A 22,808-nucleotide genomic window follows, 5' to 3' on the forward strand; every position below is an offset into this window, starting at 1 on the left:
GGGTTGGTGGTGTGCGGTTGGTGGGGGGGGGGGCGTACCGGGGGGGGGGGGGTGGTTTGTGCAAGGCACCCCCCCCCCCCCCCCCGCTCAACTGCTGTCCGGCAGACGCCCGACCGGCAGCAGGAGCGTGGTCACCGCGCCCCCTTCGGGGGCGTTGGAGAAGCGCAGCTCGATGTCCAGCACCTCCGCCTGCCCGGCCGCGATGGTCAGGCCGAGCCCGTGGCCCCGTCCGCGTCCCGGATCCCCGGTGCGGAACCGCCGCGGCCCCTGCTCGATCAGCTCGGCCGGATAGCCGGGCCCGTGGTCGCGTACGGTCACCAGCGGGCCGGTGACGGTCACTTCGACCGGCGGCCGCCCGTGCTTGTGGGCGTTGACCAGCAGGTTGGCCAGGATCCGGTCCAGCCGGCGGCGGTCGGTGAGCACCACCGCGTCCCGCTCGATCCGTACCGCGACGGGCAGCCGGGTGCTCGCCGCCGCCCGCTCCACCGCGCGGCCGAGTTCCACCCGGGCCAGGTCGGCCCGTTCGACGCCCGAGTCCAGCCGGGAGATCTCCAGCAGGTCCTCGGTGAGCAGGTGCAGGGCGTTCAGCCGGTCGTTGATCATTTCTTTGGGCCGGCCCTCGGGCAGCAGCGCGGCCGCGGCCAGGGATCCCGTGAGCGGGGTGCGCAGCTCGTGCGCGACGTCCGCCGTGAACCGCTTCTCCGCCTCCAGCCGGGCCTGGAGCGAGGCCGCCATCGAGTCGAGGGCCTGGGCCACGTCCCGTACCTCGTCGCGGGAGCGCGGGCGCGGCCCCTCCCCGTCGGCCGGGAAGCCGACGCGTGCGTCGAGGTCCCCGGCGCTGATCCGGCGGGCCACGGCGGCCGTGGTGGCGAGCCTGCGGCTGATGCGGCCCGCGAGGAAGATGCCGGCGAGGGCGACCACCCCGGCGGCGAGGACGGCGGAGACCAGGATGGCGGTGTCGATCTCCCGGAGCCGGGTGCGGGTGCTGTCGTAGGGGACCCAGACGGCCAGGGGTCTGCCGTCGGCCGGTCCGGCCGCCCACATGACCGGTTTGCCATCGTGGGTGCCGGTCATGCTGCCGGTCTGTCCGCGGGCGACCAGGTCGCGCAGTGGGGCCGGGAGGCCGGGCGGGTCGAGGGCGCTGTTCCCGTCGCCGCGTGCGGTGCCGTACTCGTACTGGCCCAGGGCGTAGTCCAGCTCGCGGTTCACGTCCTTGCGGACCTCGCCGACGAGCTGGCGGGCGACCACGTTGTGCACGAGGATCCCGAGCGCGGCCGCGACGGCGCAGCACACCGCGGTGGTGGTCATGGCGATCTTCCAGCGCAGGCTGCTCGTCCGTCGCATTGGGGATCCGGCCTCCTCAGCCGTTTCCGGCGCCGGTGCCGGGGCCTGCGGCCGGGCAGGGGGCGTTGTCGCCCTGGTTCGTGCACTCGTCGAGGGTGAGCTGGGAGAGGTTCATGATCCCGGCCTCCGGGTCCCACACGTAGTCGGAGATGGAGACCTTCTTCGGGTTCGAGGTCGGCTCGCGCACGGCCAGGTGCTCGGCGGCCACCTCCACGCCCTCCAGGACCCCGCGCCGGGACAGGATGCGGGCGATGGTCCCGTCGTCCTGGACGGTGTAGACGCGCAGTTCGCTGAGCCGGCCGTCGATGTCCAGGGCGGTGATCAGCTCCGGTCGGCCGTTGCCCGTCACATCGGCCACCACCGCGGGCCGGACGGGGCAGTCGGGGCCGCCGTCCACAGCCTGTGTGCAGAGTGCGATGCGCTGGATCGCCCGGGGGTCGACGAGCCGGCCGGTGCCGGCGTCCGCGGCGTTGGCGGCGGTGATGTCGGCCCGTACGACGTCCACGGCGTTCACGCCCTGCATGGACAGCGAGGGGACCTTGGCGAGGCCGGGGACGGCGGTGGCCGTACCGGACTGCTGGCCGGGGGCCGGGGGGTCGGGGCGGATGTCCTTCCACAGGGTGCGGGGGGCTTTGGCCGTGCCGAGGTCGCCGTCGTTCTGGAGGCCCTCCACGTCCGCGCAGGCCGTCGCTGCCACCAGGGTGGCCATGGCGGCCGTGCGGAGGATCGCCCGGCTGTGCCGGCGGAGGCTCATGGTCCCGATGCTCCCCCGTGGGGCCGGGGCGGGCTCGGGGGCGGGGCCATTGGAGGGACGGCGCGGCGCCGCTGCCAGGGGCTCCGCCCCCGGACCCCCGCGCCTCAAACGCCGGCGGGGCTGGATTTGGCCGGGCCCCCGGTGGGTGCCGTGCGGCGCCGCTGCCTGGGGCTCCGCCCCCGGGCCCCCGCGCCTCAAGCGCCGGCGGGGCTGGATTTGGTGGGGCCCGGTGGGTGCCGTGCGGCGCCGCTGCCTGGGGCTCCGCCCCCGGACCCCCGCGCCTCAAGCGCCGGCGGGGCTGCGTTTGGCCGGGCCCCCGGTGGGTGCCGTGCGGCGCCGTTGCCTGGGGCTCCGCCCCCGGGCCCCCGCGCCTCAAGCGCCGGCGGGGCTGGATTTGGCCGGGCTAGGGGGAGTCCGTGGGGTTGGCGATGGCTCTGGCTGCTGTGAGTTCCTGGCGGACCGGGGAGAGGACGGAGGCTTCGTCTACCTCCGGGGGTGGGGTGGGGCGGAGCTGGGTGGGGGTGTCGGTGTGGCGGACGCCCTGGGCCAGGGCCCGGAGGTCTTCGGCGATCGCCTCGGCCTCCCCGGGGGCCGGGGACTGGGCGCCGTGGTTGACCCGGACCCGTGCGGCCGTCGTCGCGTCGACGATCCGCTCGACGGCCACCACCAGCGGCCACCACACGGCGGCCCGTTCCCCGGTCGGCGGCGGCTCGGTCAGCGCCCGCTGGAACTCGCTGCGCACGCCGGACAGCTCCCGGTAGATGCGGCGGCGGGCCTGGAGCCGGGCGGTGCGGGCCGCCCGCTGTCCCGCGTCGGTGTCGGGGGCGGGGCCGAAGGCGCGCTCCACGTACCGGGCGGCGTCGTCCACCGCGTCGGCGAGCCGGTCGCCGAGCCGGGTGTGCCAGCTCTCGGGCCAGAGCAGGTACCCGGCGATCAGGGTGATGGCGCAGCCGATCAGGCTGTCGAGCAGCCGGGGCCGGACCAGGTCGAAGCCCTGGTGGTTGAGCAGGTCGGAGAGGAGCAGGATGACCGGGGTGATCGCCGCGGTCTGGAAGGCGTAGCCCTTGACCGAGAAGACGGGGATGAGGGCCGCCAGGACCACCATGACGGGCACGTCCCACCACCCCCGCGGCACTTCCGAGAGCACGGCGGCCGCGACGACGAGCCCGCCCGCGGTGCCCAGCGCGCGCAGCACGGCCCGGGAGAACACCGAGCCGAAGTCGGGTTTGAGGACGAAGGTGACCGTGAGGGCGACCCAGTAGGAGCGCTCGATCTCGACCACCGATACGAGGGACTGCGCCAGCCCGATGCACAGCGCGAGCCGCAGCCCGTACCGCCAGGAGGCCTCGGAGAACATCATGTCGCGCACCGACCGGCGGGCCCGGACCCGCAGCGCGGCGGGCCGGCCGAGCCGGTCGTCGACGTTGTGCATGTCCGGCTCGGCCAGCGGAACGATCGTCGCGGCGTGCCGCAGGGCCGCGTCGATGGCCCGCTCGGACTGGCCGTCGGGCGCGGGCAGGTCCAGTACGGGGATGTCCGTGCGCCCCTCCTCGACGGCCGTCGCCAGTTCCCGTACGGCCGCCGGGATCGCGGGGGAGAGGGGCCTGCGGCGCAGGTGCGCGGCGGGCGCGGCCTCGACGAGCGGGATCAGCACGTTCAGCTGGGCCAGCATCCGCACGAGCGAGGGGCTGTGGCCGTGCACCCGGGCCCGGCGGCCCAGCACCAGGTCGTAGGCCTGGTTCAGGGCCTGGGTGAGCTGCTGGCGGCGTTCCTCGTACGCGGGTCCCGGTCCGCCCGCGGCCTCCAGGCTGTCGGCCAGGGCGCGGTAGGCGGCGGCGACGGCGGCCCGCTCCGGCTGCCGGCCGCGCAGGGGCCAGCCCAGCAGGGTGAGCAGGAGGACGAACAGGCCGCCGGCGCTCAGCAGGAGGGGGGCCGTCCACCAGGGGCTGGGCATCGGGAGGCCGGCGCCGACGACGGCGTTCAGGAGGAGCAGCAGCCCGGAGACGGAGGCCACCGTGCCGATGGAGGAGATCATCCCGGAGACCAGGGCGATCAGGGTGAGGACGCCGACCGCGACCCAGCCGTGCCCGAAGACCAGGGTGCCCAGGGCGACGCCCACGGCGCCGAAGAGCTGGGGCACGGCGATGTTCAGGATCCGCATCCGGTAGGCGTCCGCGGTGTCGCCGATGACCCCGGACAGGGCGCCCATCGAGACGAGTGCGCCGTACTCGGGCTCGTCGACGGCGAAGCCGACGGCCAGCGGCAGGGCCAGGGCGACGGCCGCGCGCAGCGCTGCGGCCCAGGGGATCGGCGCGGAGCTGGGCCGCAGCCCCTTCAGCAGCCAGGCGGGCGGTGCCAGCGGTAGGAACCGTCCGGCGGCCGTCGCCCCGGCGCGTCCGGTCGGCCCGCGCTGTCCGGTCGGCCCGCGCCGTCCGGCCCGCCCGGGCGGTATGTCTTCGGTGCGTTCGGTGCTCATTCCCGCTTCCGTGCCGCCGCTCGTGAATCGGTTCTTCTGTGCTGCTCTAAGGATTCTTCTACGGATTTGCGTGCCAATCCGCCCGTTCCGAGCTTATGGGGTGCGGCGCAGTCGGCCGGTCAGCCAGGCGGCCAGCGCGGCGGCCAGTCCGACGGCCAGCACCACCCAGACGGTGGTCCGCAGGAACGCGGTGAGCGCGTCGTACACCGCTTCTGCGGCCGCCCGGTCGATGTCGGCCGGCAGGTCGTCCAGGGTGAGGCGGCGGCACAGGGCCACGGCCCCCCACAGCAGGAGGGCCCCGACGGTCAGCCCCAGCCCGGTGGCCAGGACGGCCCGGCGGCGCCGGACGGCGACGGCGATCGCGACCGCGGCCAGCACCACGGTGAGCACGGGGAGCCAGACCCCGGCGATCTGCAGCATGCGGAACCCCTTCCGGAGCGCGCCGAGGTTGTCGTACTCCATGACCTTCACCGAGAGGTGGGTTTCCGGGATGCGGTCGGCGAAGGGCACCCCGTTGTCGACGAGATCGCCCTTGACGCTGGCGATCACGGGCGCGAGGTCGATGGTCACGGCGTTGCCGTCACCGGTGGTGAGCGCGTGGAAGAAGGCCCCGTGGGCGGCGCGGTTCGCCGCGTCCCAGGCGGTTTGGTAGGCCGGGGTGCCGACGAAGGAGCGCAGGGCCTCGCCGAGCAGGGCGTCGACCCCGCCCTGGAAGGGGCCGGCGTCGATCTGCCCGGAAAGGGCCCGGCCGGCCTGGGTGACGACGACGTTCTGCACGGCGGGATCCGAGGCGAGCGGGGACATCGCCGCGGTGTAGCGGTCGGCGCTGCCGAGTTCGTGGTCGGCCCAGTACGCGACGGCGCTCGCGGGCACCAGCAGGGCCACGAGCGCGATGAGTACCGCCGAGAGGAAGGTCCGCACGTCACCAGGGAAAGGGGGCCGGGCGCGCGGCGCGAGCCGGGTTGCTGCGGGCGGGTGGTGGGGGCGGGGGTGCGGGCGGGAGCGCGGGCAGGGGCGTGCTCCGGCGCGTTCCTCTTGCCCACAGTAATCTGGACATCTAATATCCAGATTATGAAGATGAGTGAGGGCGTCGAATGGGCCCTGCACAGCTGCCTCAACCTGGCCTGGAGCGGTGACGGCCGGGCGGTTTCGGCGGCCCGGCTGGCGGCCTGGCACGAGCTGCCCGCCGCGTACCTCAACAAGCAGCTCCAGGCACTGGCGCGGGCGGGCATCGTCAGCTCCACCCCCGGCCCGCGGGGCGGCTTCCGCCTCGCCCGCCCGCTGGACTCGATCACGCTCATGGACGTGGTCGCCGCCGTCGAAGGGCCCGACGAGGCCTTCCGGTGCGCGGAGATCCGGCAGCAGGGCCCCGGCGGCGGCGAGGAGCCGCCCGCGGCCGACTGCGCCATCGCGCACGCGATGGGCCGGGCCGAGCTGGCCTGGCGCCGCGCACTGGCCGCGCAGACCCTCGACGAGATCCGGCAGCAGGCAGAACGGCAGGCCCCCGAGGCCCCCGAACGCCTCCGCGCCTGGCTCGCCGCCGGCGCCCCCGCCGCCCCCGCCGCTCATCGGACATCGGACAACTGACCCAGGAGCTTGGCATGACGCGCAGCATCACCAACCCGGCAGAACTCCACGACCCCACCGGCTACGGCTACAGCCACGTCGTCTCCGCACCCGGGGAGCAGGTCTTCATAGCCGGCCAGTACGGCTCCGACCCGACCGGCCACGTGGTCTCCGACGATTTCGACGCCCAGGTCGGGCAGGCCTTCGCGAACCTCCGCACGGCCCTGGAGGCCGTCGGCCTGGGCCTCGGCGACGTGGCCCGCATCGGGACGTACGTCGTCGGGCACGACCAGGAGAAGCTGGAGGTGCTGCTGAAGCACCTGCACGCCGCCTGGGGCACCGAACTGCCCGCCCAGACGCTGATCGGCGTGGCCGCGCTCGCCCTGCCGGACATGCGCTTCGAGATCGACGCGGTGGCCGTACGGGCGGCCTAGGGGGACCGGGCCGGGGACTGCTCCGGTTGCCGGTCCCGGGTTGCGGGTGTGCCCTGGAGGATGGGAGAGAGGAGCCCGTCATGGCACATGCGGCACCCACCGCCCCCCGGGGGCACCGGCAGCAGGCGTCCGGTACGGCGGCCCACACGAGCAGGGCGGCCCTCGCGCGACCGCTGCTCATGGGACTGGTCTACGGCGTCTACGCCGCCTTCATGAAACGTCAGATGGGGCCCGTCGACGCGGGCAACGTCTTCTACGGGATCCTGTGCGGCGCGATCTTCGCCGCCTGCCTGGTGGCCCTGGCCCGGATCGGCCCGCGGCTGGCGCAGGAGCCGCACGCGGCGGCATACGGGATCTTCGCGGGCATCTCCTTCGGCTACCTGTACAGCCTGGCAGGCGAGTCCATCCTGAAGAGCTCGGGCCTGGGCCTGCTCGTCGGCGCGGGCGTCGGCGTGGCGGCCTTCTACCGCTATCACAGCCGCAGCAAGGCCTAGAAAGACCTCTGGAGGACCGAAGCCCCGGCCCCCGCTCGTTGCGGGGGCCGGGGCTTCGGCGTACGTGCCGCGAGGGCGTCAGCCGGTCGTGAAGTAGCCGAGGAGGTCGGTGATCACGTGGTTGGGGCCGCCGTAGCTGTTGAAGATGCTGACCTTGCCGCCGGGGCCGACGGGGGTCGTCACGTGGTTCGGGACCGTGCGGCCGGGGACGGCGTTGAGGCTGCTGGCGGCCGGCAGCGTGCCGCCGGAGGCGTACGCGGTGAGGAAGCCCGGAGCGGTGGTGTCGGTGGCGGTGATGTTGAGGACCGCGCCGAGGGCGTTGGCCGGGAGGCCGGAGACCGTGGTCGTGGCGCCGGGGGCGACCTTGCCGGTGGTGCGGGTGTCGGCGAGGCGCTTGGGGACGACCGGGGTGAACAGGGCCTTGGCGTCCTTGCCGTAGTAGCCCACCGCGTCCAGGATCAGGTGCGTCGAGCCGGTGTTCGTGAACAGGGTGATGGTGCCGTTCGGGCCGACCGGGACGATGGCCTGGTTGGACTTGTCCTTGCCCGGCTCCAGGTTCAGGTTGGAGGTGGCCGGGCGCTTCGCCGGGTCCGGGTAGGCGATGACGTGCGCCTGCTCCTTGGCACCCGTACCGGTCAGGTTCAGCGCGACCGCGGTGGCGTCCGCCGGGATGCCGTTGACGCCCGCGACCTTCACCGTGCGGGTCTTGCCACCGCCCAGCGCGCCGCCCGACGTACGGGTGTCCAGGACCCGGGTCGGCGCCAGCGGGGAGAACCGCTGCCCGGAGTTCGGCTGGTACAGGCCGACGTAGTCCACGATCAGCGAGGCCTTGCCGGAATTGAGCTGGGCCCGGATGTGGCCGTACGAGCCGACCGGGACGGTGACCGTGTTGGAAGAGGTGCCGCCCTTGACCACGTTGACGTTCGAGGTCGCGGGGCGGGGCTGGCTGTCGGGCCAGATGGTGAGGTGGGTGTCTTCGGTGGCGTCGGTGACGGTGACGTTCACGACCACCGCCGACATGCTGCGCAAGGGATAGACGCCCGGCGCGTAGACGTGGCTGAGGTCCACGGTCGTGGGCACCCCGCCCAGGACGGGCGCCTTGGTGATGCGGGTGTCGAGGAGGCGGCGCGGTTCACCGGCCGCGTAGCCGGACGGCGCGTAACCGACCGTCACACTCTGTTTGGCCGTGGACGTCGCACCCTTCGAGTCCTCCACGACGGCCGTCACCTCGTACGTGCCGGGCAGCTTGTAGACGTGGGGGTACCTCCCCAGAGCCGAGCTGCGGCCGCTGGTGCCGTCGCCGTACTCCACGCTCACACGCTTGATCGGACCTTCCGAGGAGGTCATCGTCGTATCGACCTCCACGACCAGCGGGCCGTGCTCCGCATCGGGGCGGTCCGGGCTCGGCAGGATCGATGCGGCTGTGACGACGGTGGTCAGCGGACCGGGGACGGTCGCGCGGATCTGCTGCTCCTGGGAGACCTTGGTGCCGACGCGGTTGTACGCCGTCATCCTGACCACGCAGTGGCAGGGTGAGCTGTACGTGTGGGTGGCGGTGAAGTCGGCCGGTCCGCCCGGGCGGACGAGGGCGGGGGCCGTCCCGTCACCGAAGTCCACCTTGTACGTCATGTCAGCCGGCCAGGTGCTGTCCGAGTTGCCCCGTACCGTCACCGGCGTGCCCACCGTGGCCCAGGGCCGGTCGATCTTCATCCATGCGGAGCTCAGGCCGTCGTTCGTCTCGTGGGCCCCGCGGTCCATGTAGCCACCGTTCTTGCCGGTGTTGGGCACGCGCGGGTCGTCCGCCGTCGGCTGGCCCTGGCTGTCGACGGGCAGCACGCCGGGGGCCGTCGCGTCGGCGGAGTCGACGAGGAGCGAACGGGAGAAGACGTCCTCGTGGATGGGGACCAGGATGTCGTGCGCGCCCTGCCCGCTGGCCGCCAGGAATGCCGCCGCGCTCGCGTGGGCGGTGCCGGCCCAGCGGTAGGGGACCGTCGAGACGCCCTTCGCGCCCGCGATCAGGTTGTAGTCGGCGCGGGTGCCGGATGCCGCGCTCTTCGACACGGTGAGCTGGGTGAGCGTGCAGCCCACGTGCCCGTTGCCGGCCTCGAGAAGGTTGTTGAACACCGAGGAGCCGGTCGAGGTGCCGCTGATCGAGAGGGTCGCCGGGCAGGTGCCCTTACCGGTCTCCTTGTCGCTGGCGCTGACGATGTTGTTGTTGGTGATGACGGTGCCGGGCGCGTCCACCACCGTGAGCGGTGGCGAGGTGCTCGCCAGGTAGTTGCGGCTGAGGACGGTGCGCCGGGACCCGCCTTCGATCCGGGCGTCGGCCAAGCTGGTCCGGGTGACCCGCACGTCCGTGCTGCCCCCGTCGACCAAGAGCGAGGGGAGCGTCTGCGGTGAGCCGTAGGAGACGTCCTCCAGCAGGACGTCGTGGGAACGGCTGACGTGCAGCTTTTGACGTATCCAGGCCCCTCGGAACACGACGTGCGAGGCCCCGCTGACGGTCAGCTGGTCGGCAGTGTCGTCCCAGCTGCCGTCGTCCATGAAGGAGAACGTGATCGGCTTGCCGGGCTCACCCGAGCGGTTGATCGTGACGTCGAAGGTGTACTGGTCGTGAGGGTAGATCCGCACGGTCTGGCCCGGCTTGACCGCCTTGACCGCCGCGTCGATCGTGCAGAAGGGGGCGCTCCGCACGCCGGACAGGTGGTCCCCGCAGTTCTTGTTCTTGTTCACGTACAGGTCGGGCAGGGGCTCGGCGGCGGCCGCGGAGGCCGGTATGCCGAGAAGGGTGACGAGGCCTGCGGTGAGCAGGGCCATCGTGCGGGTAGGGCGCACCAGCGGAGTCCTTCGGCGAAGAGGCGGCGGGGATCGACCGGGTGGCGCGCCGCCGAGCGAAGGGCGCCCGGACGTTCCCCCTGCAACGGCCGAGCACGCGCGAACCCAAAGATGGGCCATGATCGCTGGTCAGGGCAGGTTTTGTCACTGGGGACAACTCCACCGAGCGGTACTTTCGGCTGGGCAGATCGGGACAAAAGATTGAGGCCGGCGGGTGGGTCGGTGGCCGAGACTGGATGAGGCGCCGGTTCCCGTGCTCCGTGGTCGAACCTCACGTGACCACTCTCCGTTGCCGAGGGCGCGGGAACCGGTGCCTCCTCATGTCCTGATGCCCTACGCGGCCGTGTCGTCTCCGGTCGGGTCCTCGGAGGCGGTCTGGGTGCCGGTCTGGGCGGGCTTGGCGGGCTCGGGTTCCTGTCGGCGGACCGGCGGGGAGAAGCGGGAGGCCTCGGCGCGGAGCATGGCGTTCAGGGCGAGGTACGGGTCGAAGGGCATGGCGGAACCTCACGGTGTTTCGGGGGTGTGGGGGGACGCGCGCCCGGGGTGCTCGGGGGCAGGGTGAGCTGCCGGGTGTGCCCGGTGCCGGGTGCGCGGTGCTGCTGCGTGGACGCTCGGTCCGGTCAGCAGCGCAGGACCACACTCCGTACCGCCCGCAGGGATGCCGCCGGAGCGGCGGCCACGGTCGGGTGCGCGGCCGCCTCTTCGGGCCCGGACCGGGGAGGTTTCACGTGGAACACCGGCCGCTGGAGGCCCCGTACACCGGGGACGCCGCGTGCGGGAACCCGTACGGCCACCCGTACTTCGGGATCGCCCGCCGGATCGGCCGGTGCCTCGGTGGGCTCGGCCGGGGCGGTGGGGGCGGAGCGGGAGCCTTCGGCCGTCGCGGTGGACGGGCCGGCTCCGCCGACGCCGAACAGGCACAGCAGCACGGCGCAGAGCACTGTCAGGACCGTCATCAGGGCCCTGTCCGGTGCCGTTCGCGCGTGTCGCGCATGCCGCGTATGCGGCGTCCTGCTCATGCGGAGGGTGTGCCCCGACACGCGGGCCAACTCTCCCCCGGGACCGCAGCATCCCCCGACCGGGGGACGAAGACACCCCCCACGGCTGTCAGGTGGCCGCAGGGGGTGTCCGTCTTCCGGGGGGCGTCCGCCGGTCAACGCAGGGTGCGGCGGTGGCCGGTGAGGCGGGCGAGGACGGCCGTTTCGCCGCTGATCAGCCGGAGTTGGGCCCGGCCGGACGGCCCGCCCCGTCCGGAGATCCCGGGGGAGACCCGGGTCACGGTGAACACGGCCGTACGCCGGTCGGCGCGCGCCACCTCGATCGACTGCCCTCGGCGCAGTTCGCCGAGCCGCGGCAGGTCTCCGGAGACCACGGCGGTGCCGGCCGCGCCCGGGGCCGGGCCCGCGGAGTCCCACACGGCGCTGTCCTGGACGTGGGGCTTGGCGTCGGCCGCGCCGGCTTCGAGCTCCTCGGCGTACAGGCCGCCCGGTCCCGTGTCCGTCCCGCCGGTCGATGTACCGGAAGTTAGCGGTACGTCCGTTCCGAGCGCCGGGATGACCAGGCGCAGCGGCGGCGAGGCCGGCAGGGCGGTGACCCCCGACCGTCCGGGCCGCCGGGCGCCCTTGCCGGTGGTGTGTCCGCCGGAGTGCTCCAGCTGCCGGGCCAGCCGGCGCGGGCCGGACAGCCCCAGGACCCGCGAGGGCAGCGCGTCGCCCGCGGTCGGGGCGGCCGGCCGGCCGCCTTCGGTGGTGCGCAACACCCCCAGGCCGGTGCACAGCAGAGCCACCGTCAGTACGCCGACCACCCACTGGGCGCGGGGCATGGGAATCCCTCCTGGTCCGGCTCGGTCGGCCGGTCCCGAGAGCAGTGGACCCTTCCGCGCCCCCCGGCGGCGCGCGAAACACGGCGAACTGACGTCACGTCATCGGCGCGGCGCGCTCCCGCGGGCACGTCTTCGCAGATGGAGGCCGGTGGGCCGGGGCCGGACCGGGTGTGGAGGACGTGCGCCCGAACGGGTGAGAACGTCAAGGGCGAACCTTGGGCGTGTCGGATCGGCGGCACGTTCTGCCACATGCGAAAACCTGTCAAACAGGACGATATGACGGGCCGTCGGCCGGAGTTGCGGGGCGGGGGCGGGCGCCTTGTTCTTGGATCATGAACGATCCGTACGCATACGCCCTGGCCATGGGTCCCCATCACCTTCCGGCCTTCCCGACCCGGCCCGCCCCGGGATCCCCCGCGGGTGCGGAGGCCGCCTTCACCGGCGGCGTCCGGCCGTTGCCCAGGAAGCGCTCCGAGGCCGCCTCCCGCAGTGCGTCCGCCAGGCCGTCCACCACCCGCCGCTCCCGCCAGGGGCGCTCCGCCGCGCTCACACCCGCTCCGGGGTCCGGGCGGGGCGCCGGACGGGAGGCAGGACGGGCGCCGCAGCCCGGGTGAGGTACCCGGCACCGAGCGGCGGGCCGTCCAGCTCGGTCGGGGCGGCCGCGGGCTGGAGCCCCGAGAGGCGCCGGAGCAGTCCGGGGGCCAGCTCCGGGCCGACCGCCCGGGCCAGTGCGGAGGCCTCGGTGGGGTGCGCGTGCACCCAGCCGATGTGGCGCAGCCCCGACCAGCCCGGTTCCTCGGCGGCCTCCGCCAGGGCGCGGGCGGCGGGGGCCAGGGGCAGCAGCCTGACCGTCGCGGGGGCCCCGGGCTCCGGGTCCCGCGCGGGACCCGGCCGGACGGACTCGGCGACCGCGAGCCGGGTGAAGGCCGGCCGGGGCAGCTCCGCGTGGTCGGCCAGGTCGCTGACGGTCGGGGCCAGGCAGTGCACCCCGGCCGGGAACCCGTCCCGTACGGCCGCGGCGGCGACCGCACGCCCCGCCGGACCCGCGTCCCCGACGGTGACCAGGTGGAATGCCGTACGCCTCTCCCCTCCGGAGGCGAGGGGCAGCAGCGCGGCCGCGGTGGCGGCGGGCTGTTCCACGCACCAGACGGCGTCGAAGCGGCCGACGGGTGCGGGGGCCGGCGGGGCGGCCGGGGCGGCGGAGCCCGGTGGGACGGGTGCGGCGCCGGCCAGGACCTCGGCGCCCCGGCGCGCGTGGAGCCGGGCCGCGAGGAGGTCCACGTACTCGGGATACAGCCCGATCAGCGCGAGCTGACGGGCCAGCAGGAGCCTGCTCTGCCGTACGTCGCCGGCGGTGAGCAGGGTCAGGTGGTGGCCGCGGCCGAGCAGCTCGGCGGCGAGCCGGATGCCGGTGGGGCTGGCCGCCCCGGCGAGGGCGATGTGCACGGCGGTACTCGTTTCGAAGGAGGTGGGGCGCGTGCGTCTACGCGGTGGCGGTGTTTCCGGGGGCTCCGGGTGCCCGGGCGGGCTCGGTGGGCCGGGCGGCCCCGGCGGCCCGGACGGTCTCGACGGGCTCGGTGGCCCGGGCGTGTTCGGTGGGTGTGGTGGCCGCGGCCGGGACCGGGGGGAGTGGGGTGGTGACCGTGACCTCACCGGGGATTCCCACCCGTACGAGGAAGGCTCCGCGCTCCGGACCGGCGCCGATGACGGAGAAGCAGACGGAGTCGCCCGCCCCGACCAGGCCGTTCACCACGTCGGTGTAGAAGAGCACCGGGGTGGCCGAGGTGACGAGGTTGCCGAGCTCGCGGGCGTGCGCGGGGGCCTTGCGGGTGTCCAGGCCGGCGAGCTGGTGGTAGTCCTCGACCAGGGCCGGGCCGGCCTGGTGCGTGTAGATCCGCCGGACCTCGTCCACGAAACCGGGGCGGTGGGCGTCCATGGTCTCCTGGTTCATCATCATGCCGCGCGAGTAATAGCGGGCCAGCTCCGGTCCGTTGAGCCCGAATGCGGACAGCTCGGCGGAGCCGGGAAAGCCCGGCGGGTGGGCCGCTCCGCCTCCGGGGTAATGGATGAGCGGATCGCTGAATCCGGGCTCGCCCCCGAAATCGAGGGAATCGCGCGAATAGAAACCGAGACCGGCCTCGAAGCTGTCGTCCCGCTCGAATACCAGGGCGGTCGCGGCATCGGAGAACAGCGCCCCGGAGCACCACAGGGTGTGCGCGAAGGGATGCTCCCCGTCCGCGCCGCTGTACTGGGAAATGATGCCGTTCTCGTCGATTCCGATGGGGCTGGCGGCGTTGTACGAGATCACCAGCGCGCGGCGGGCCCCCGTACGGGCCAGGTGCGCGGCGACGCGGGAGAGCCCGCCGCAGCCGGCGCCGAGCTGGAAGGGGGGCACGCTGTCCGGGATGCGCAGGCGCCGCAGCAGGTTGAAGGCGTCCTGGTCGAGCATGATCTCGTACGGGGTGCACGTGGCCACGAAGACGGCGTCGACGTCCTCGGGCTCGGTGAGGGCGGACCGCAGTGCGGAGCGGGCGACGTCGACGACGGTGTCGAGCGAGGCGAAACGCTCCCGGTCCCAGCTCTTGGATTTGACCCCGAGTATGCGCTCGATATCGGTGCCGCTGATTTCCTTGCCGGCCCGCTTGCGGTGCGGGATGTGCGCGAGCCGGGCCCATTCCTCGACGGAGATGATCTCGCCGATCTGGGCGCCGACACCGGAAATCCGATAGGGGAACGGGTACGCGTACGCGGCGGGAGCGGGGGAATTGGCCGTATCCGAGGCAGACATGCTTCTCCGGTCCGTGGAATCCGATGGGGACGGCTCCAGCGAACACCAGCGGGCGGACGGGGAGAAGGGAATACGGGGGGTGGAGTGGTGAAAGCGTTGAATACGGGGCGGGCGTCGTGAGCGGGCAGCGGGTGGCCAACGCCTGGCTCGGGGACCTGCTGGCCGAGGCGGGCTGGAGCGGTGCGGAGCTGGCGCGGGCCGTGAACGCCCTCGGGACCCTGCACGGGCTGGCCCTGCGCTACGACCGGACCGCCGTGGCGCACTGGCTGTCGGGCACCCGGCCGCGCCGGCCCGTGCCCGAGCTGATAGCGGCGGCGCTGACGGAGCGGTGCGGGCGGCTGGTCACCGTCGCGGAGGCGGGCCTCGGTGCGAGCTCGACGGGACCCGGCGTACGGACCGACCCCGGCGGGGCGGCCGAAGACGGGGGCGAGGGCGGGGACGAGGGGCTGCTGCGGCTCGCGCTGCAGGCCAGGGCGGATGTGGACCCGCACAGCAGGCCGCCGCTGCTGCGCAGCCCGTACCAGCCGGTGCCGGTGCCCGTAGCCGCGTGGGACCCGGAACCGGAACCGGAAACGGAACCGGCGGAGGGCGGCCCCGGCAGCCCCGGCGGCGCGGGCACGCGTACGGGATCCGGCACCGGCACCGGCCTCCCGGAGCTCGCCGCCCGGCGGCATCTCGCGGCGCACGCCGAGCAGTTGAGGGCCCTCGCGGTGAGCTTCTCGGGCCTCTACCTCACCCACGGAGGCGTCCACACCCGTGCGGCCCTGGCGGCCTGGCTGGCCCAGGACGCGGGAGCCTTCGCCGCCCGCCACACGGCCGGCCGGGGGCCCGCCGCGCGCGGCCGGGGGGCGGCCGGGCAGGGGTGCGGGGTGCCGGACGTCTGGCGCGGGTACGCCCAACTCGCGCACCTGCTAGGGGAGATGACGGCGGACTCCGGGTACCACGGGCTCGCGCAGGAGTACCACGGCATCGCCCTCGGGCTGGCCCGGCAGGCCGGGGACCGGCGGATGTACGCCATCACCCTGCGCGCGATGAGCGCGCACGCGGGCCGGCTCGGGCAGTCCGCGCACGCGGTACGGCTCGCCCGTACGGCGGTGGAGACCGCGCCCGCCGACGGGGAGCCCGGCACACTGGCGTTCCTCCTGGTCCAGCGCGCGGCCGCGCACGCCCATGCCGGGCAACGGGCGGCCGCGGCCGCAGACTTGGCCGCCGCCGACCGGCTGTACGGGCGGCACGCGCTGAAGCCGTCCGACGGGCCCTTCGACTCGTACGCCCGGGCCGACCTCGACTTCGCCCGGGCCCGCACCCACCTCGCCCTCGGCGAGTTCCCGGCCGCGGCCGAGGCGCTGGAACGGTCCCTGCGCGGCCGCGCGGCCGGCCAGCACCGGGCCACCGCGCTCACGCACGCCGCGCTCGCCGAGACGCTGCTGCGCCTCGGGCACCTCACCCGGGCGTGCGAGCACTGGCGGGCGTTCCTCATCGCCGCCCCGGCGGTGCAGTCGCGTGCGGTACGCGAGGCACTCGGCCGGCTGCTGCGCGACCTGACCCCGTACCGACGGATGCGGGAGGCGGTTCCGACCGTCGCGATGGCCCGGGCCCTGGCGGACCGGCTGCCGTGAGCTCGGGGCCCACTCGGCGGCGGCGCCCGCTCAGTGCCCGCCTCCGCCCGCCGGGCGCCGGCCGCCCGCTCAGTGTCCGGCGGACGCCGCCCTGCGGTAGCGGACCTCGGGTACCGGGAAGCCGTCCGTCTCGTCGACGGAGAAGCCGCCGTCGGGGCGGAAGCCGGCGCGCTCGTAGAACCGGCGGGCCCGGGCGTTGCCCTCGAGCACCCACAGCCGTACCGCGGGGTAGGGCGCCCGGCGCAGCACCTCGGTCAGCAGGGCGCGGCCGACGCCGGTGCCGATGACGTCGGGCCGCGCGTACAGGGCGTACAGCTCGCCCTCGTCCGGCGCCGTGCCCTCGGGATCCGTGTCCTCGGGATCCGTGCCCTTGGCGGGCCCGAAGGCGGCCCACCCGACGATCGCGCCGTCGGGGCCCTCGGCCACGAGGTTGGTCACGGTGCCGGCCGGATCGGCGAAGGCGGCGCGCCGCTGCTCGGCGTACTCGGCGGCGCTGAGCCCGTCCAGGTAGGACTGCGGCATCAGCCCGGCGTAGGCGTGGCGCCATCCGCTCACGCGCACGGCGGCGACGGCGTCGATGTCGGGCTCGGTCATCTCGCGTACGCGAGGGCGGGGTTCATCCGCGGCGGTGGCGTCCATCCGGGGAGTGTGCCAGCGCGGGCGGCGCCCGGCACCGGGATTTCAGGGCCGGGCGGAGCCGTCGAGCCAGGGCCTGCGTCCCGGTCCGGTCGGGTGGGTGCCGGTGACGGCCATGACCACCGAGTAGAGGCTGGTCTCGGCGGTGATGAAGAGCCGGTTGCGCTTGGCCCCGCCCCAGGCGATGTTGGACACCGTCTCGGGGACGGCGAGCCGCCCGATCAGGGTGCCGTCGGGGTCGTAGCAGTGCACGCCGTCGCTCATGGCGGCCGCCCAGAGCCGGCCGCCGGCGTCGAAGCGGAGGTTGTCGAAGCGGGCTCCCGGACGGGCCGCCGCGTCGGCGAAGACCGTGCCGTCCGAGAGGGTGCCGTCCTCGCGCACGTCGAAGACCCGGATGCGGCCGCCGCGGGTGTCGGAGACGAAGAGCTGCCGTTCGTCGGGGGAGAAGACGAGGCCGTTCGGGGCCTCGAAACAGTCGGCGACCAGGCGGACTTCACCGGTGCCGGGGTCGATGCGGTAGACGTTGTTGGAGCCGATCTCGCTCTCGGCGACGTAGCCCTCGTAGTCGCTGGTGATGCCGAAGTCCGGGTCGGAGAACCAGATCGAGCCGTCGGACCGGACCGCGGCGTCGTTCGGGCTGTTCAGGCGCTTGCCCTGCCAGCGGTCGGCCAGCACCGTGACCGTGCCGTCGTGCTCGGTCCGCGTCACCCGGCGGTTGCCCTGCTCGCACGTGACCAGCCGGCCCTGCCCGTCGAGGGTGTTGCCGTTGGTGTGCCCGGCGCCCCGCCGGAACACGGAGACGGCTCCGGTCTCCTCGTCCCAGCGCAGCATCCGGTCGTTGGGGATGTCGCTCCAGACCACCTGCCGCCATGCGGGTACGTAGACGGGTCCCTCGGCCCAGCGGCAGCCGGTGTAGAGGACCTCGAGCGCGTCGTCCCCGTTCATGCACCGGCCGGTCCGGAACCGGTCGTCGAACATCTCGTACATGAGATTCCCCCTCATCCTGCACGAACCACAGACGCCGAATATCCTTCGGCTCAGAGGCAACATTGCAAGACTGCATATGGATCACACCACATCATTCCGAAAGGAGAGGTGTAGATCACAGGGATGGCCTCCCCGTCGGGGCGCGTGGGTACCGGCCGAAAGTACGAGGCGGAGCAGGGGGCTCGGCGGCCACTCTTCAAAGGGGAATAAAGACCCCAGACCGGACGTACCCCAGCGAAGGAGCACCATGTCAGCCTCCCCCTCCTCCCTGAAGTCCCTCGCGCGGCGCGTCCTGCGGGGCCTGAACCGCCCCGCCGCCGCGGTGCTCCTGGAGCCGGAGAACCTCCTGGTGCACACCCCCGGTCCGGGCACGGTCTGGCCGCGGGGCACCAGGCAGGCCGTCGCCTGGTACGTGGTGGGCCCGGCCGGCGACGTGGTGGACATCGAGCTCGTCACGATGAACGGCAGCCAGTCGAGGACGGAAGCCGTCCTCGCGACCGGCATCCAGACCCACCACACCGGCGCCACCGTGACGGTCCCCGACCTGGCCCCGGGCCGCTACCTCGTCCTGGTCACGGCCGCCTCGGGCGGGCTCGACGCCTACAGCCAGCCGGTCACCCTCACCGCTTGAGGTCCCGCAGGGCCGTGTTCAGCTCCAGGACGTTGACGCGCGGCTCGCCCATGAAGCCGAGGGTGCGGCCCTCGGTGTGGGCCTTCACCAGCTTCGCCACCTCCTCGACCGACAGGCCGTTGCGCTGTGCGACGCGGGCCGTCTGGAGCTCCGCGTAGGCCGGGGAGATGTCCGGGTCCAGGCCGGAGCCGGAGGAGGTCACCGCATCCGCCGGGATCCGGTCGAGCCGCGGGGCGTAGCCCGGGACGGTGTTGTCGAGCAGGACCTTGGCCTTGGCCTCCTGTACGGACTTCAGCAGCTCCGGGCTGTCGGCCGCCTTGTTGGTGGCGCCGGAGACCTGCAGTTCGTAGCGGGTGTTGACGGTGTTCTCGGCGAGTCCCGCCGCCGGGCGACCCTGGAACCAGCGCAGGTCGTCCCCGTACGACTGGCCGATCAGGGAGGAGCCGACGACCTTGCCGCTCGCGTCCTCGACCTCGGAGCCGTTGGCCTTGTGGCCGAAGGCGGCCTGGGCGACGCCGGTGACCGCGAGCGGGTAGAGGACCCCGCACAGCACGGTGAGGACGAGGAGGGCGCGCAGCCCGGCGCCGAGCAGGCGTGCGGTGTTGCCTACGGAGTTGTTCATGGGGATCAACACGTTCCTAAATTCAGCGCAGGCCGGGGATGAGGGAGACGACCATGTCGATGAGCTTGATGCCGATGAACGGGGCGATGAGGCCGCCGAGTCCGTAGAGGGTGAGGTTGCGGCGGAGCATTTTGTCGGCGCTGGTGGGCCGGTACTGGACGCCCTTCAGGGCGAGCGGGACCAGCGCGATGATGACCAGCGCGTTGAAGATGACGGCGGAGAGGATGGCCGACTCGGGGGAGTGCAGGCCCATGATGTTGAGCTTGTCGAGACCCGGGTAGACCACGGCGAACATGGCCGGGATGATCGCGAAGTACTTGGCGACGTCGTTGGCGATGGAGAACGTCGTGAGCGCACCTCGGGTGATCAGCAACTGCTTGCCGATCTCCACGATTTCGATGAGCTTGGTGGGGTTGGAGTCCAGGTCCACCATGTTCCCGGCCTCCTTGGCGGCCGAGGTGCCCGTGTTCATCGCGACGCCGACGTCGGCCTGAGCCAGAGCCGGGGCGTCGTTCGTGCCGTCGCCCGTCATGGCGACGAGCTTTCCGCCGGCCTGCTCGCGCTTGATGAGGGCCATCTTGTCCTCGGGGGTGGCCTCGGCGAGGAAGTCGTCGACGCCCGCTTCTTCGGCGATGGCCTTGGCGGTCAGCGGGTTGTCACCCGTGATCATGATGGTCTTGATGCCCATGCGGCGCAGCTCGTCGAACCGCTCCCGCATGCCCTCCTTGACCACGTCCTTGAGGTGGATGACGCCCAGGATCCGGGCGCCCTTCTCGTCCTCCAGCGCGACGAGCAGCGGGGTGCCGCCGGCGCCGGAGATCTCGTCCACCTTCGCCCGCGCGTCCGGGGCGACCGTACCGCCCTGTTCGCCGACCCAGGCGATGATCGAGCCGGCCGCGCCCTTGCGGACCTTGCGGCCGTCCACGTCGACGCCCGACATGCGGGTCTGCGCGGTGAAGGGGATCCATTCGGCGCCGACCAGTTCGCCCTGGTGGCGTTCGCGCAGGCCGTACTTCTCCTTCGCGAGGACCACGATGGAGCGGCCCTCGGGGGTCTCGTCGGCCAGCGAGGAGAGCTGGGCGGCGTCGGCCAGCTCGGCGGCGATGGCGCCGGTGACGGGGACGAACTCGGAGGCCTGGCGGTTGCCGAGGGTGATGGTGCCGGTCTTGTCGAGCAGCAGGGTCGAGACGTCGCCGGCGGCCTCCACCGCCCGCCCCGACATGGCCAGGACGTTGCGCTGTACGAGCCGGTCCATGCCGGCGATGCCGATGGCGGAGAGCAGGGCGCCGATCGTCGTCGGGATCAGGCAGACCAGCAGGGCGGTCAGCACGATCATCGACTGCTTGGCGTGCGCGTAGATGGCGAACGGCTGGAGGGTGACGACGGCGAGCAGGAAGACGATGGTCAGCGAGGCGAGCAGGATGTTGAGCGCGATCTCGTTGGGCGTCTTCTGCCGGGCCGCGCCTTCGACCAGGTTGATCATGCGGTCGATGAAGGTCTCGCCGGGCTTCGTCGTGATCTTGATGACGATCCGGTCCGACAGCACCTTCGTGCCACCGGTGACGGCCGAGCGGTCGCCGCCCGACTCGCGGATGACGGGGGCGGATTCGCCGGTGATGGCGGATTCGTCCACGGAGGCCACACCGTCGACGACGTCGCCGTCGCCGGGGATGATGTCGCCGGACTCGCAGACCACGAGGTCGCCGATACGGAGCTCCGTGCCCGGGACCTGCTCTTCCGTCGAGCCGTTCAGGCGGCGGGCGACGGTGTCGGTCTTGGCCTTGCGCAGGGTGTCGGCCTGGGCCTTGCCGCGGCCTTCCGCCACCGCCTCGGCGAGGTTGGCGAAGATCGTGGTCAGCCACAGCCAGGCGGTGATCGCCCAGCCGAAGAGGTTGCCCGGGTCGGAGATCGCCAGCGCGGTGGTCAGTACGGAGCCGATCAGCACCACGAACATGACCGGGGACTTGACCATCACCCGGGGGTCGAGCTTGCGCACCGCGTCCGGGAAGGACTTCAGCAGCTGCTTCGGGTCGAAGGTGCCGCCGCCGATCTTGGCCCTTTCGGGCTTGTGACCGCTGTGCAGGTCCCCGTGCGGGGCTCGGGTGGGGGTGACGGTGCTCATGAGGCGAGCCCTTCGGCGAGCGGGCCCAGCGCCAGGGCCGGGAAGTAGGTGAGGCCCGTGACGATGATGATCGTGCCGACGAGCAGGAAGGTGAACAGCGGCTTCTCGGTGCGCAGGGTGCCCGCGGTGGCCGGGACCGGCTGCTGTTCGGCGAGCGAGCCGGCCAGGGCCAGGACGAAGACCATCGGCAGGAAGCGGCCGAGCAGCATCGCCAGACCGGTGGTCGTGTTGAACCACTGGGTGTTGGCGTTCAGGCCGGCGAAGGCGGAGCCGTTGTTGTTGCCGGCCGAGGTGTAGGCGTAGAGGACCTCGGAGAAGCCGTGCGCGCCGCCGTTGGACATCGAGGTGACGGGGGTCGGCAGGGCCATCGCGAGGGCCGTGAAGCCGAGCACCAGGGCCGGGGTGATGAGGATGTAGCAGGCGGCGAACTTGATCTGGCGGGTGCCGATCTTCTTGCCGAGGTACTCGGGGGTGCGGCCGACCATCAGGCCGGCGATGAACACCGCGATGATCGCCATGATCAGCATGCCGTAGAGCCCGGAGCCGACGCCGCCGGGTGCGATCTCGCCGAGCTGCATGCCCAGCAGCTGGATGCCGCCGCCCAGTCCCGTGTACGAGGAGTGGAAGGAGTTGACCGCGCCGGTCGAGGTCAGCGTCGTGGCGACCGAGAAGATCGCGGAGGCGCCGATCCCGAAGCGGGCCTCCTTGCCCTCCATCGCCCCGCCCGCGGCCTGGAGCGCCGGGCCGTGGTGGCCGAATTCCGTCCACATCATCAGGGCGGTGAAACCGAGCCAGATGGTGACCATCGTGGCGAGGATCGCGTAGCCCTGGCGGACCGAGCCGATCATCCGGCCGAAGGTGCGGGTGAGCGCGAAGGGGACGAGGAGGATCAGGAAGATCTCGAAGAGGTTCGAGAAGGGGGTGGGGTTCTCGAAGGGGTGGGCGGAGTTGGCGTTGAAGTAGCCGCCGCCGTTGGTGCCCAGCTCCTTGATGGCCTCCTGGGAGGCGACCGCCCCGCCGTTCCACTGCTGCTTCACGCCGAGGCTGTGCCCATTCATGAACTGCCCGACCTCGTGGATGCCGGAGAAGTTCTGGATGACCCCGCAGGCCACCAGCACGACGGCGGCGATCACCGACAGCGGGAGCAGGATGCGGACGGTGCCGCGCACCAGGTCGGACCAGAAGTTGCCGAGCTCGCCGGTGCGGGAGCGCGCGAAGCCCCGTACGAGGGCCACCGCGACGGCCATGCCCACGGCGGCGGAGAGGAAGTTCTGCACCGCCAGGCCGCCGGTCTGCACGAGCGGGCCCATGGCCTGCTCACCGGCGTACGACTGCCAGTTCGTGTTCGCGACGAAGGAGGCGGCCGTGTTGAAGGCCTGGTCCGGCTTGATGGAGACGAAGCCGAGGGAGCCGGGCAGGTGGCCCTGCAGGCGCTGGAGCAGGTAGAGGAAGAGGACGCTCACCGCCGAGAAGGCGAGGACCGAGCGCAGGTAGGCCGGCCAGCGCATCTCGGCGTTCGGATTGGCGCCGACCGCCTTGTAGATCCACTTCTCGGGGGCGTAGTGCTTCTTCGAGGAGTAGACGCGGGCCATGTAGTCGCCCAGGGGGCGATAGGCGAGGGCCAGGGCCGCGACGAGCGCGAGCAGCTGGAGCACCCCGGCGAGGACGGGACTCATCG

The 22,808-nt window shown here is 73.0% G+C and carries 21 protein-coding genes; 5 read left to right on the plus strand and 16 right to left on the minus strand.

Annotated elements, in window-relative coordinates:
* Nucleotides 1-87: 87 nt before the first annotated feature.
* The 4 genes from ACFRU2_RS36010 to ACFRU2_RS36025 all read right to left on the minus strand — a co-directional run bounded on the left by ACFRU2_RS36010 (nt 88) and on the right by ACFRU2_RS36025 (nt 5,495).
* Entirely contained in the window at nt 88-1,344 is a 1,257-nt protein-coding gene (locus tag ACFRU2_RS36010; protein WP_382980254.1) for a sensor histidine kinase, read from the minus strand.
* A gap of 16 nt (nt 1,345-1,360) precedes the next feature.
* Nucleotides 1,361-2,098 carry a hypothetical protein gene (locus ACFRU2_RS36015; protein ID WP_382980256.1) on the minus strand — a complete coding sequence of 246 codons (738 nt, stop codon included), beginning with the start codon at nt 2,096-2,098 and terminating at the stop codon, nt 1,361-1,363.
* Between the two features lie 403 nt (nt 2,099-2,501).
* Nucleotides 2,502-4,574, minus strand: coding sequence for an FUSC family protein (locus tag ACFRU2_RS36020; RefSeq protein ID WP_382980258.1), 2,073 nt, complete (start codon nt 4,572-4,574; stop codon nt 2,502-2,504).
* Nucleotides 4,575-4,667: 93 nt separating this feature from the next.
* Nucleotides 4,668-5,495 (minus strand): hypothetical protein, encoded by an 828-nt coding sequence (locus tag ACFRU2_RS36025; RefSeq protein ID WP_382980260.1) that lies wholly within the window; start codon nt 5,493-5,495, stop codon nt 4,668-4,670.
* A gap of 156 nt (nt 5,496-5,651) precedes the next feature.
* Between ACFRU2_RS36025 and ACFRU2_RS36030 the strand changes: the two genes are divergently transcribed.
* The 3 genes from ACFRU2_RS36030 (at nt 5,652) to ACFRU2_RS36040 (ending at nt 7,068) form a co-directional block, all read left to right on the plus strand.
* Nucleotides 5,652-6,161: an RrF2 family transcriptional regulator gene (locus ACFRU2_RS36030; protein WP_382980363.1), complete on the plus strand. Its 510-nt coding sequence runs from the start codon at nt 5,652-5,654 to the stop codon at nt 6,159-6,161.
* 14 nt (nt 6,162-6,175) lie between these two features.
* Complete coding sequence (locus ACFRU2_RS36035) at nt 6,176-6,574, plus strand: RidA family protein (protein ID WP_382980262.1); 399 nt, start codon at nt 6,176-6,178, stop codon at nt 6,572-6,574.
* 80 nt (nt 6,575-6,654) lie between these two features.
* Entirely contained in the window at nt 6,655-7,068 is a 414-nt protein-coding gene (locus tag ACFRU2_RS36040; protein ID WP_382980264.1) for a hypothetical protein, read from the plus strand.
* A 78-nt stretch (nt 7,069-7,146) separates the two neighbouring features.
* Here ACFRU2_RS36040 and ACFRU2_RS36045 read toward each other — a convergent pair whose 3' ends face one another.
* From ACFRU2_RS36045 to ACFRU2_RS36075, 7 genes are all read right to left on the minus strand, one after another.
* Nucleotides 7,147-9,903: a PKD domain-containing protein gene (locus ACFRU2_RS36045; protein ID WP_382980266.1), complete on the minus strand. Its 2,757-nt coding sequence runs from the start codon at nt 9,901-9,903 to the stop codon at nt 7,147-7,149.
* A gap of 333 nt (nt 9,904-10,236) precedes the next feature.
* A complete protein-coding gene (locus ACFRU2_RS36050; protein ID WP_382980268.1) occupies nt 10,237-10,398 on the minus strand; it encodes a hypothetical protein in 162 nt (53 codons plus the stop codon).
* A gap of 125 nt (nt 10,399-10,523) precedes the next feature.
* Nucleotides 10,524-10,859 (minus strand): hypothetical protein, encoded by a 336-nt coding sequence (locus ACFRU2_RS36055; RefSeq protein WP_382980270.1) that lies wholly within the window; start codon nt 10,857-10,859, stop codon nt 10,524-10,526.
* Nucleotides 10,860-11,056: 197 nt separating this feature from the next.
* On the minus strand, nt 11,057-11,725 hold the full coding sequence (locus tag ACFRU2_RS36060; protein WP_382980272.1) for a hypothetical protein: 669 nt from the start codon (nt 11,723-11,725) through the stop codon (nt 11,057-11,059).
* A 373-nt stretch (nt 11,726-12,098) separates the two neighbouring features.
* Nucleotides 12,099-12,275, minus strand: a complete 177-nt coding sequence (locus ACFRU2_RS36065) for a hypothetical protein (protein ID WP_382980274.1) — start codon at nt 12,273-12,275, stop codon at nt 12,099-12,101.
* Nucleotides 12,272-13,171, minus strand: a complete 900-nt coding sequence (locus ACFRU2_RS36070; RefSeq protein ID WP_382980276.1) for a hypothetical protein — start codon at nt 13,169-13,171, stop codon at nt 12,272-12,274. The genes ACFRU2_RS36065 and ACFRU2_RS36070 overlap by 4 nt, the downstream gene beginning before the upstream one ends.
* Before the next feature lie 37 nt (nt 13,172-13,208).
* The gene (locus ACFRU2_RS36075) at nt 13,209-14,513 is read right to left on the minus strand and encodes a 3-oxoacyl-[acyl-carrier-protein] synthase III C-terminal domain-containing protein (protein WP_382980278.1); all 1,305 of its coding nucleotides are present in this window, start codon (nt 14,511-14,513) and stop codon (nt 13,209-13,211) included.
* 116 nt (nt 14,514-14,629) lie between these two features.
* Between ACFRU2_RS36075 and ACFRU2_RS36080 the strand changes: the two genes are divergently transcribed.
* A complete protein-coding gene (locus ACFRU2_RS36080) occupies nt 14,630-16,132 on the plus strand; it encodes a hypothetical protein (RefSeq protein WP_382980280.1) in 1,503 nt (500 codons plus the stop codon).
* Between the two features lie 69 nt (nt 16,133-16,201).
* Here the strand turns inward: ACFRU2_RS36080 and ACFRU2_RS36085 are convergent, their stop codons facing one another.
* Both ACFRU2_RS36085 and ACFRU2_RS36090 read right to left on the minus strand, forming a co-directional pair.
* On the minus strand, nt 16,202-16,771 hold the full coding sequence (locus ACFRU2_RS36085; protein ID WP_382980282.1) for a GNAT family N-acetyltransferase: 570 nt from the start codon (nt 16,769-16,771) through the stop codon (nt 16,202-16,204).
* 42 nt (nt 16,772-16,813) lie between these two features.
* The gene (locus ACFRU2_RS36090; RefSeq protein WP_382980284.1) at nt 16,814-17,755 is read right to left on the minus strand and encodes an SMP-30/gluconolactonase/LRE family protein; all 942 of its coding nucleotides are present in this window, start codon (nt 17,753-17,755) and stop codon (nt 16,814-16,816) included.
* A 247-nt stretch (nt 17,756-18,002) separates the two neighbouring features.
* On the opposite strand from ACFRU2_RS36090, the gene ACFRU2_RS36095 reads away from it, so the two are divergent.
* Nucleotides 18,003-18,386: a GPI anchored serine-threonine rich family protein gene (locus ACFRU2_RS36095; RefSeq protein ID WP_382980286.1), complete on the plus strand. Its 384-nt coding sequence runs from the start codon at nt 18,003-18,005 to the stop codon at nt 18,384-18,386.
* Here ACFRU2_RS36095 and kdpC read toward each other — a convergent pair.
* The 3 genes from kdpC to kdpA are packed head-to-tail and all read right to left on the minus strand — an operon-like array spanning nt 18,376 to nt 22,806.
* Entirely contained in the window at nt 18,376-19,008 is a 633-nt protein-coding gene (kdpC, locus tag ACFRU2_RS36100; RefSeq protein ID WP_382980287.1) for a potassium-transporting ATPase subunit KdpC, read from the minus strand. The two genes, ACFRU2_RS36095 and kdpC, sit on opposite strands and share 11 nt — an antisense overlap.
* A 22-nt stretch (nt 19,009-19,030) precedes the next feature.
* The gene (gene kdpB, locus ACFRU2_RS36105) at nt 19,031-21,130 is read right to left on the minus strand and encodes a potassium-transporting ATPase subunit KdpB (RefSeq protein WP_382980289.1); all 2,100 of its coding nucleotides are present in this window, start codon (nt 21,128-21,130) and stop codon (nt 19,031-19,033) included.
* Nucleotides 21,127-22,806, minus strand: a complete 1,680-nt coding sequence (gene kdpA / locus ACFRU2_RS36110; protein WP_382980291.1) for a potassium-transporting ATPase subunit KdpA — start codon at nt 22,804-22,806, stop codon at nt 21,127-21,129. The genes kdpB and kdpA overlap by 4 nt, the downstream gene beginning before the upstream one ends.
* Between the last annotated feature and the right edge of the window lie 2 nt (nt 22,807-22,808).

It is taken from the genome of Streptomyces sp. NPDC056883 (assembly GCF_042788835.1).
Lineage (GTDB): Bacteria > Actinomycetota > Actinomycetes > Streptomycetales > Streptomycetaceae > Streptomyces > Streptomyces stoeckheimensis.

Coding starts and splice junctions, on each gene's coding strand:
- ACFRU2_RS36010 (WP_382980254.1), bottom strand. CDS start 1,344: ATGCGACGGACGAGCAGCCTGCGCTGGAAGATCGCCATGACCACCACC.
- ACFRU2_RS36015 (WP_382980256.1), bottom strand. CDS start 2,098: ATGAGCCTCCGCCGGCACAGCCGGGCGATCCTCCGCACGGCCGCCATG.
- ACFRU2_RS36020 (WP_382980258.1), bottom strand. CDS start 4,574: ATGAGCACCGAACGCACCGAAGACATACCGCCCGGGCGGGCCGGACGG.
- ACFRU2_RS36030 (WP_382980363.1), top strand. CDS start 5,652: ATGAGTGAGGGCGTCGAATGGGCCCTGCACAGCTGCCTCAACCTGGCC.
- ACFRU2_RS36035 (WP_382980262.1), top strand. CDS start 6,176: ATGACGCGCAGCATCACCAACCCGGCAGAACTCCACGACCCCACCGGC.
- ACFRU2_RS36040 (WP_382980264.1), top strand. CDS start 6,655: ATGGCACATGCGGCACCCACCGCCCCCCGGGGGCACCGGCAGCAGGCG.
- ACFRU2_RS36050 (WP_382980268.1), bottom strand. CDS start 10,398: ATGCCCTTCGACCCGTACCTCGCCCTGAACGCCATGCTCCGCGCCGAG.
- ACFRU2_RS36055 (WP_382980270.1), bottom strand. CDS start 10,859: ATGACGGTCCTGACAGTGCTCTGCGCCGTGCTGCTGTGCCTGTTCGGC.
- ACFRU2_RS36060 (WP_382980272.1), bottom strand. CDS start 11,725: ATGCCCCGCGCCCAGTGGGTGGTCGGCGTACTGACGGTGGCTCTGCTG.
- ACFRU2_RS36075 (WP_382980278.1), bottom strand. CDS start 14,513: ATGTCTGCCTCGGATACGGCCAATTCCCCCGCTCCCGCCGCGTACGCG.
- ACFRU2_RS36085 (WP_382980282.1), bottom strand. CDS start 16,771: ATGGACGCCACCGCCGCGGATGAACCCCGCCCTCGCGTACGCGAGATG.
- ACFRU2_RS36090 (WP_382980284.1), bottom strand. CDS start 17,755: ATGTACGAGATGTTCGACGACCGGTTCCGGACCGGCCGGTGCATGAAC.
- ACFRU2_RS36095 (WP_382980286.1), top strand. CDS start 18,003: ATGTCAGCCTCCCCCTCCTCCCTGAAGTCCCTCGCGCGGCGCGTCCTG.
- kdpC (WP_382980287.1), bottom strand. CDS start 19,008: ATGAACAACTCCGTAGGCAACACCGCACGCCTGCTCGGCGCCGGGCTG.
- kdpB (WP_382980289.1), bottom strand. CDS start 21,130: ATGAGCACCGTCACCCCCACCCGAGCCCCGCACGGGGACCTGCACAGC.
- kdpA (WP_382980291.1), bottom strand. CDS start 22,806: ATGAGTCCCGTCCTCGCCGGGGTGCTCCAGCTGCTCGCGCTCGTCGCG.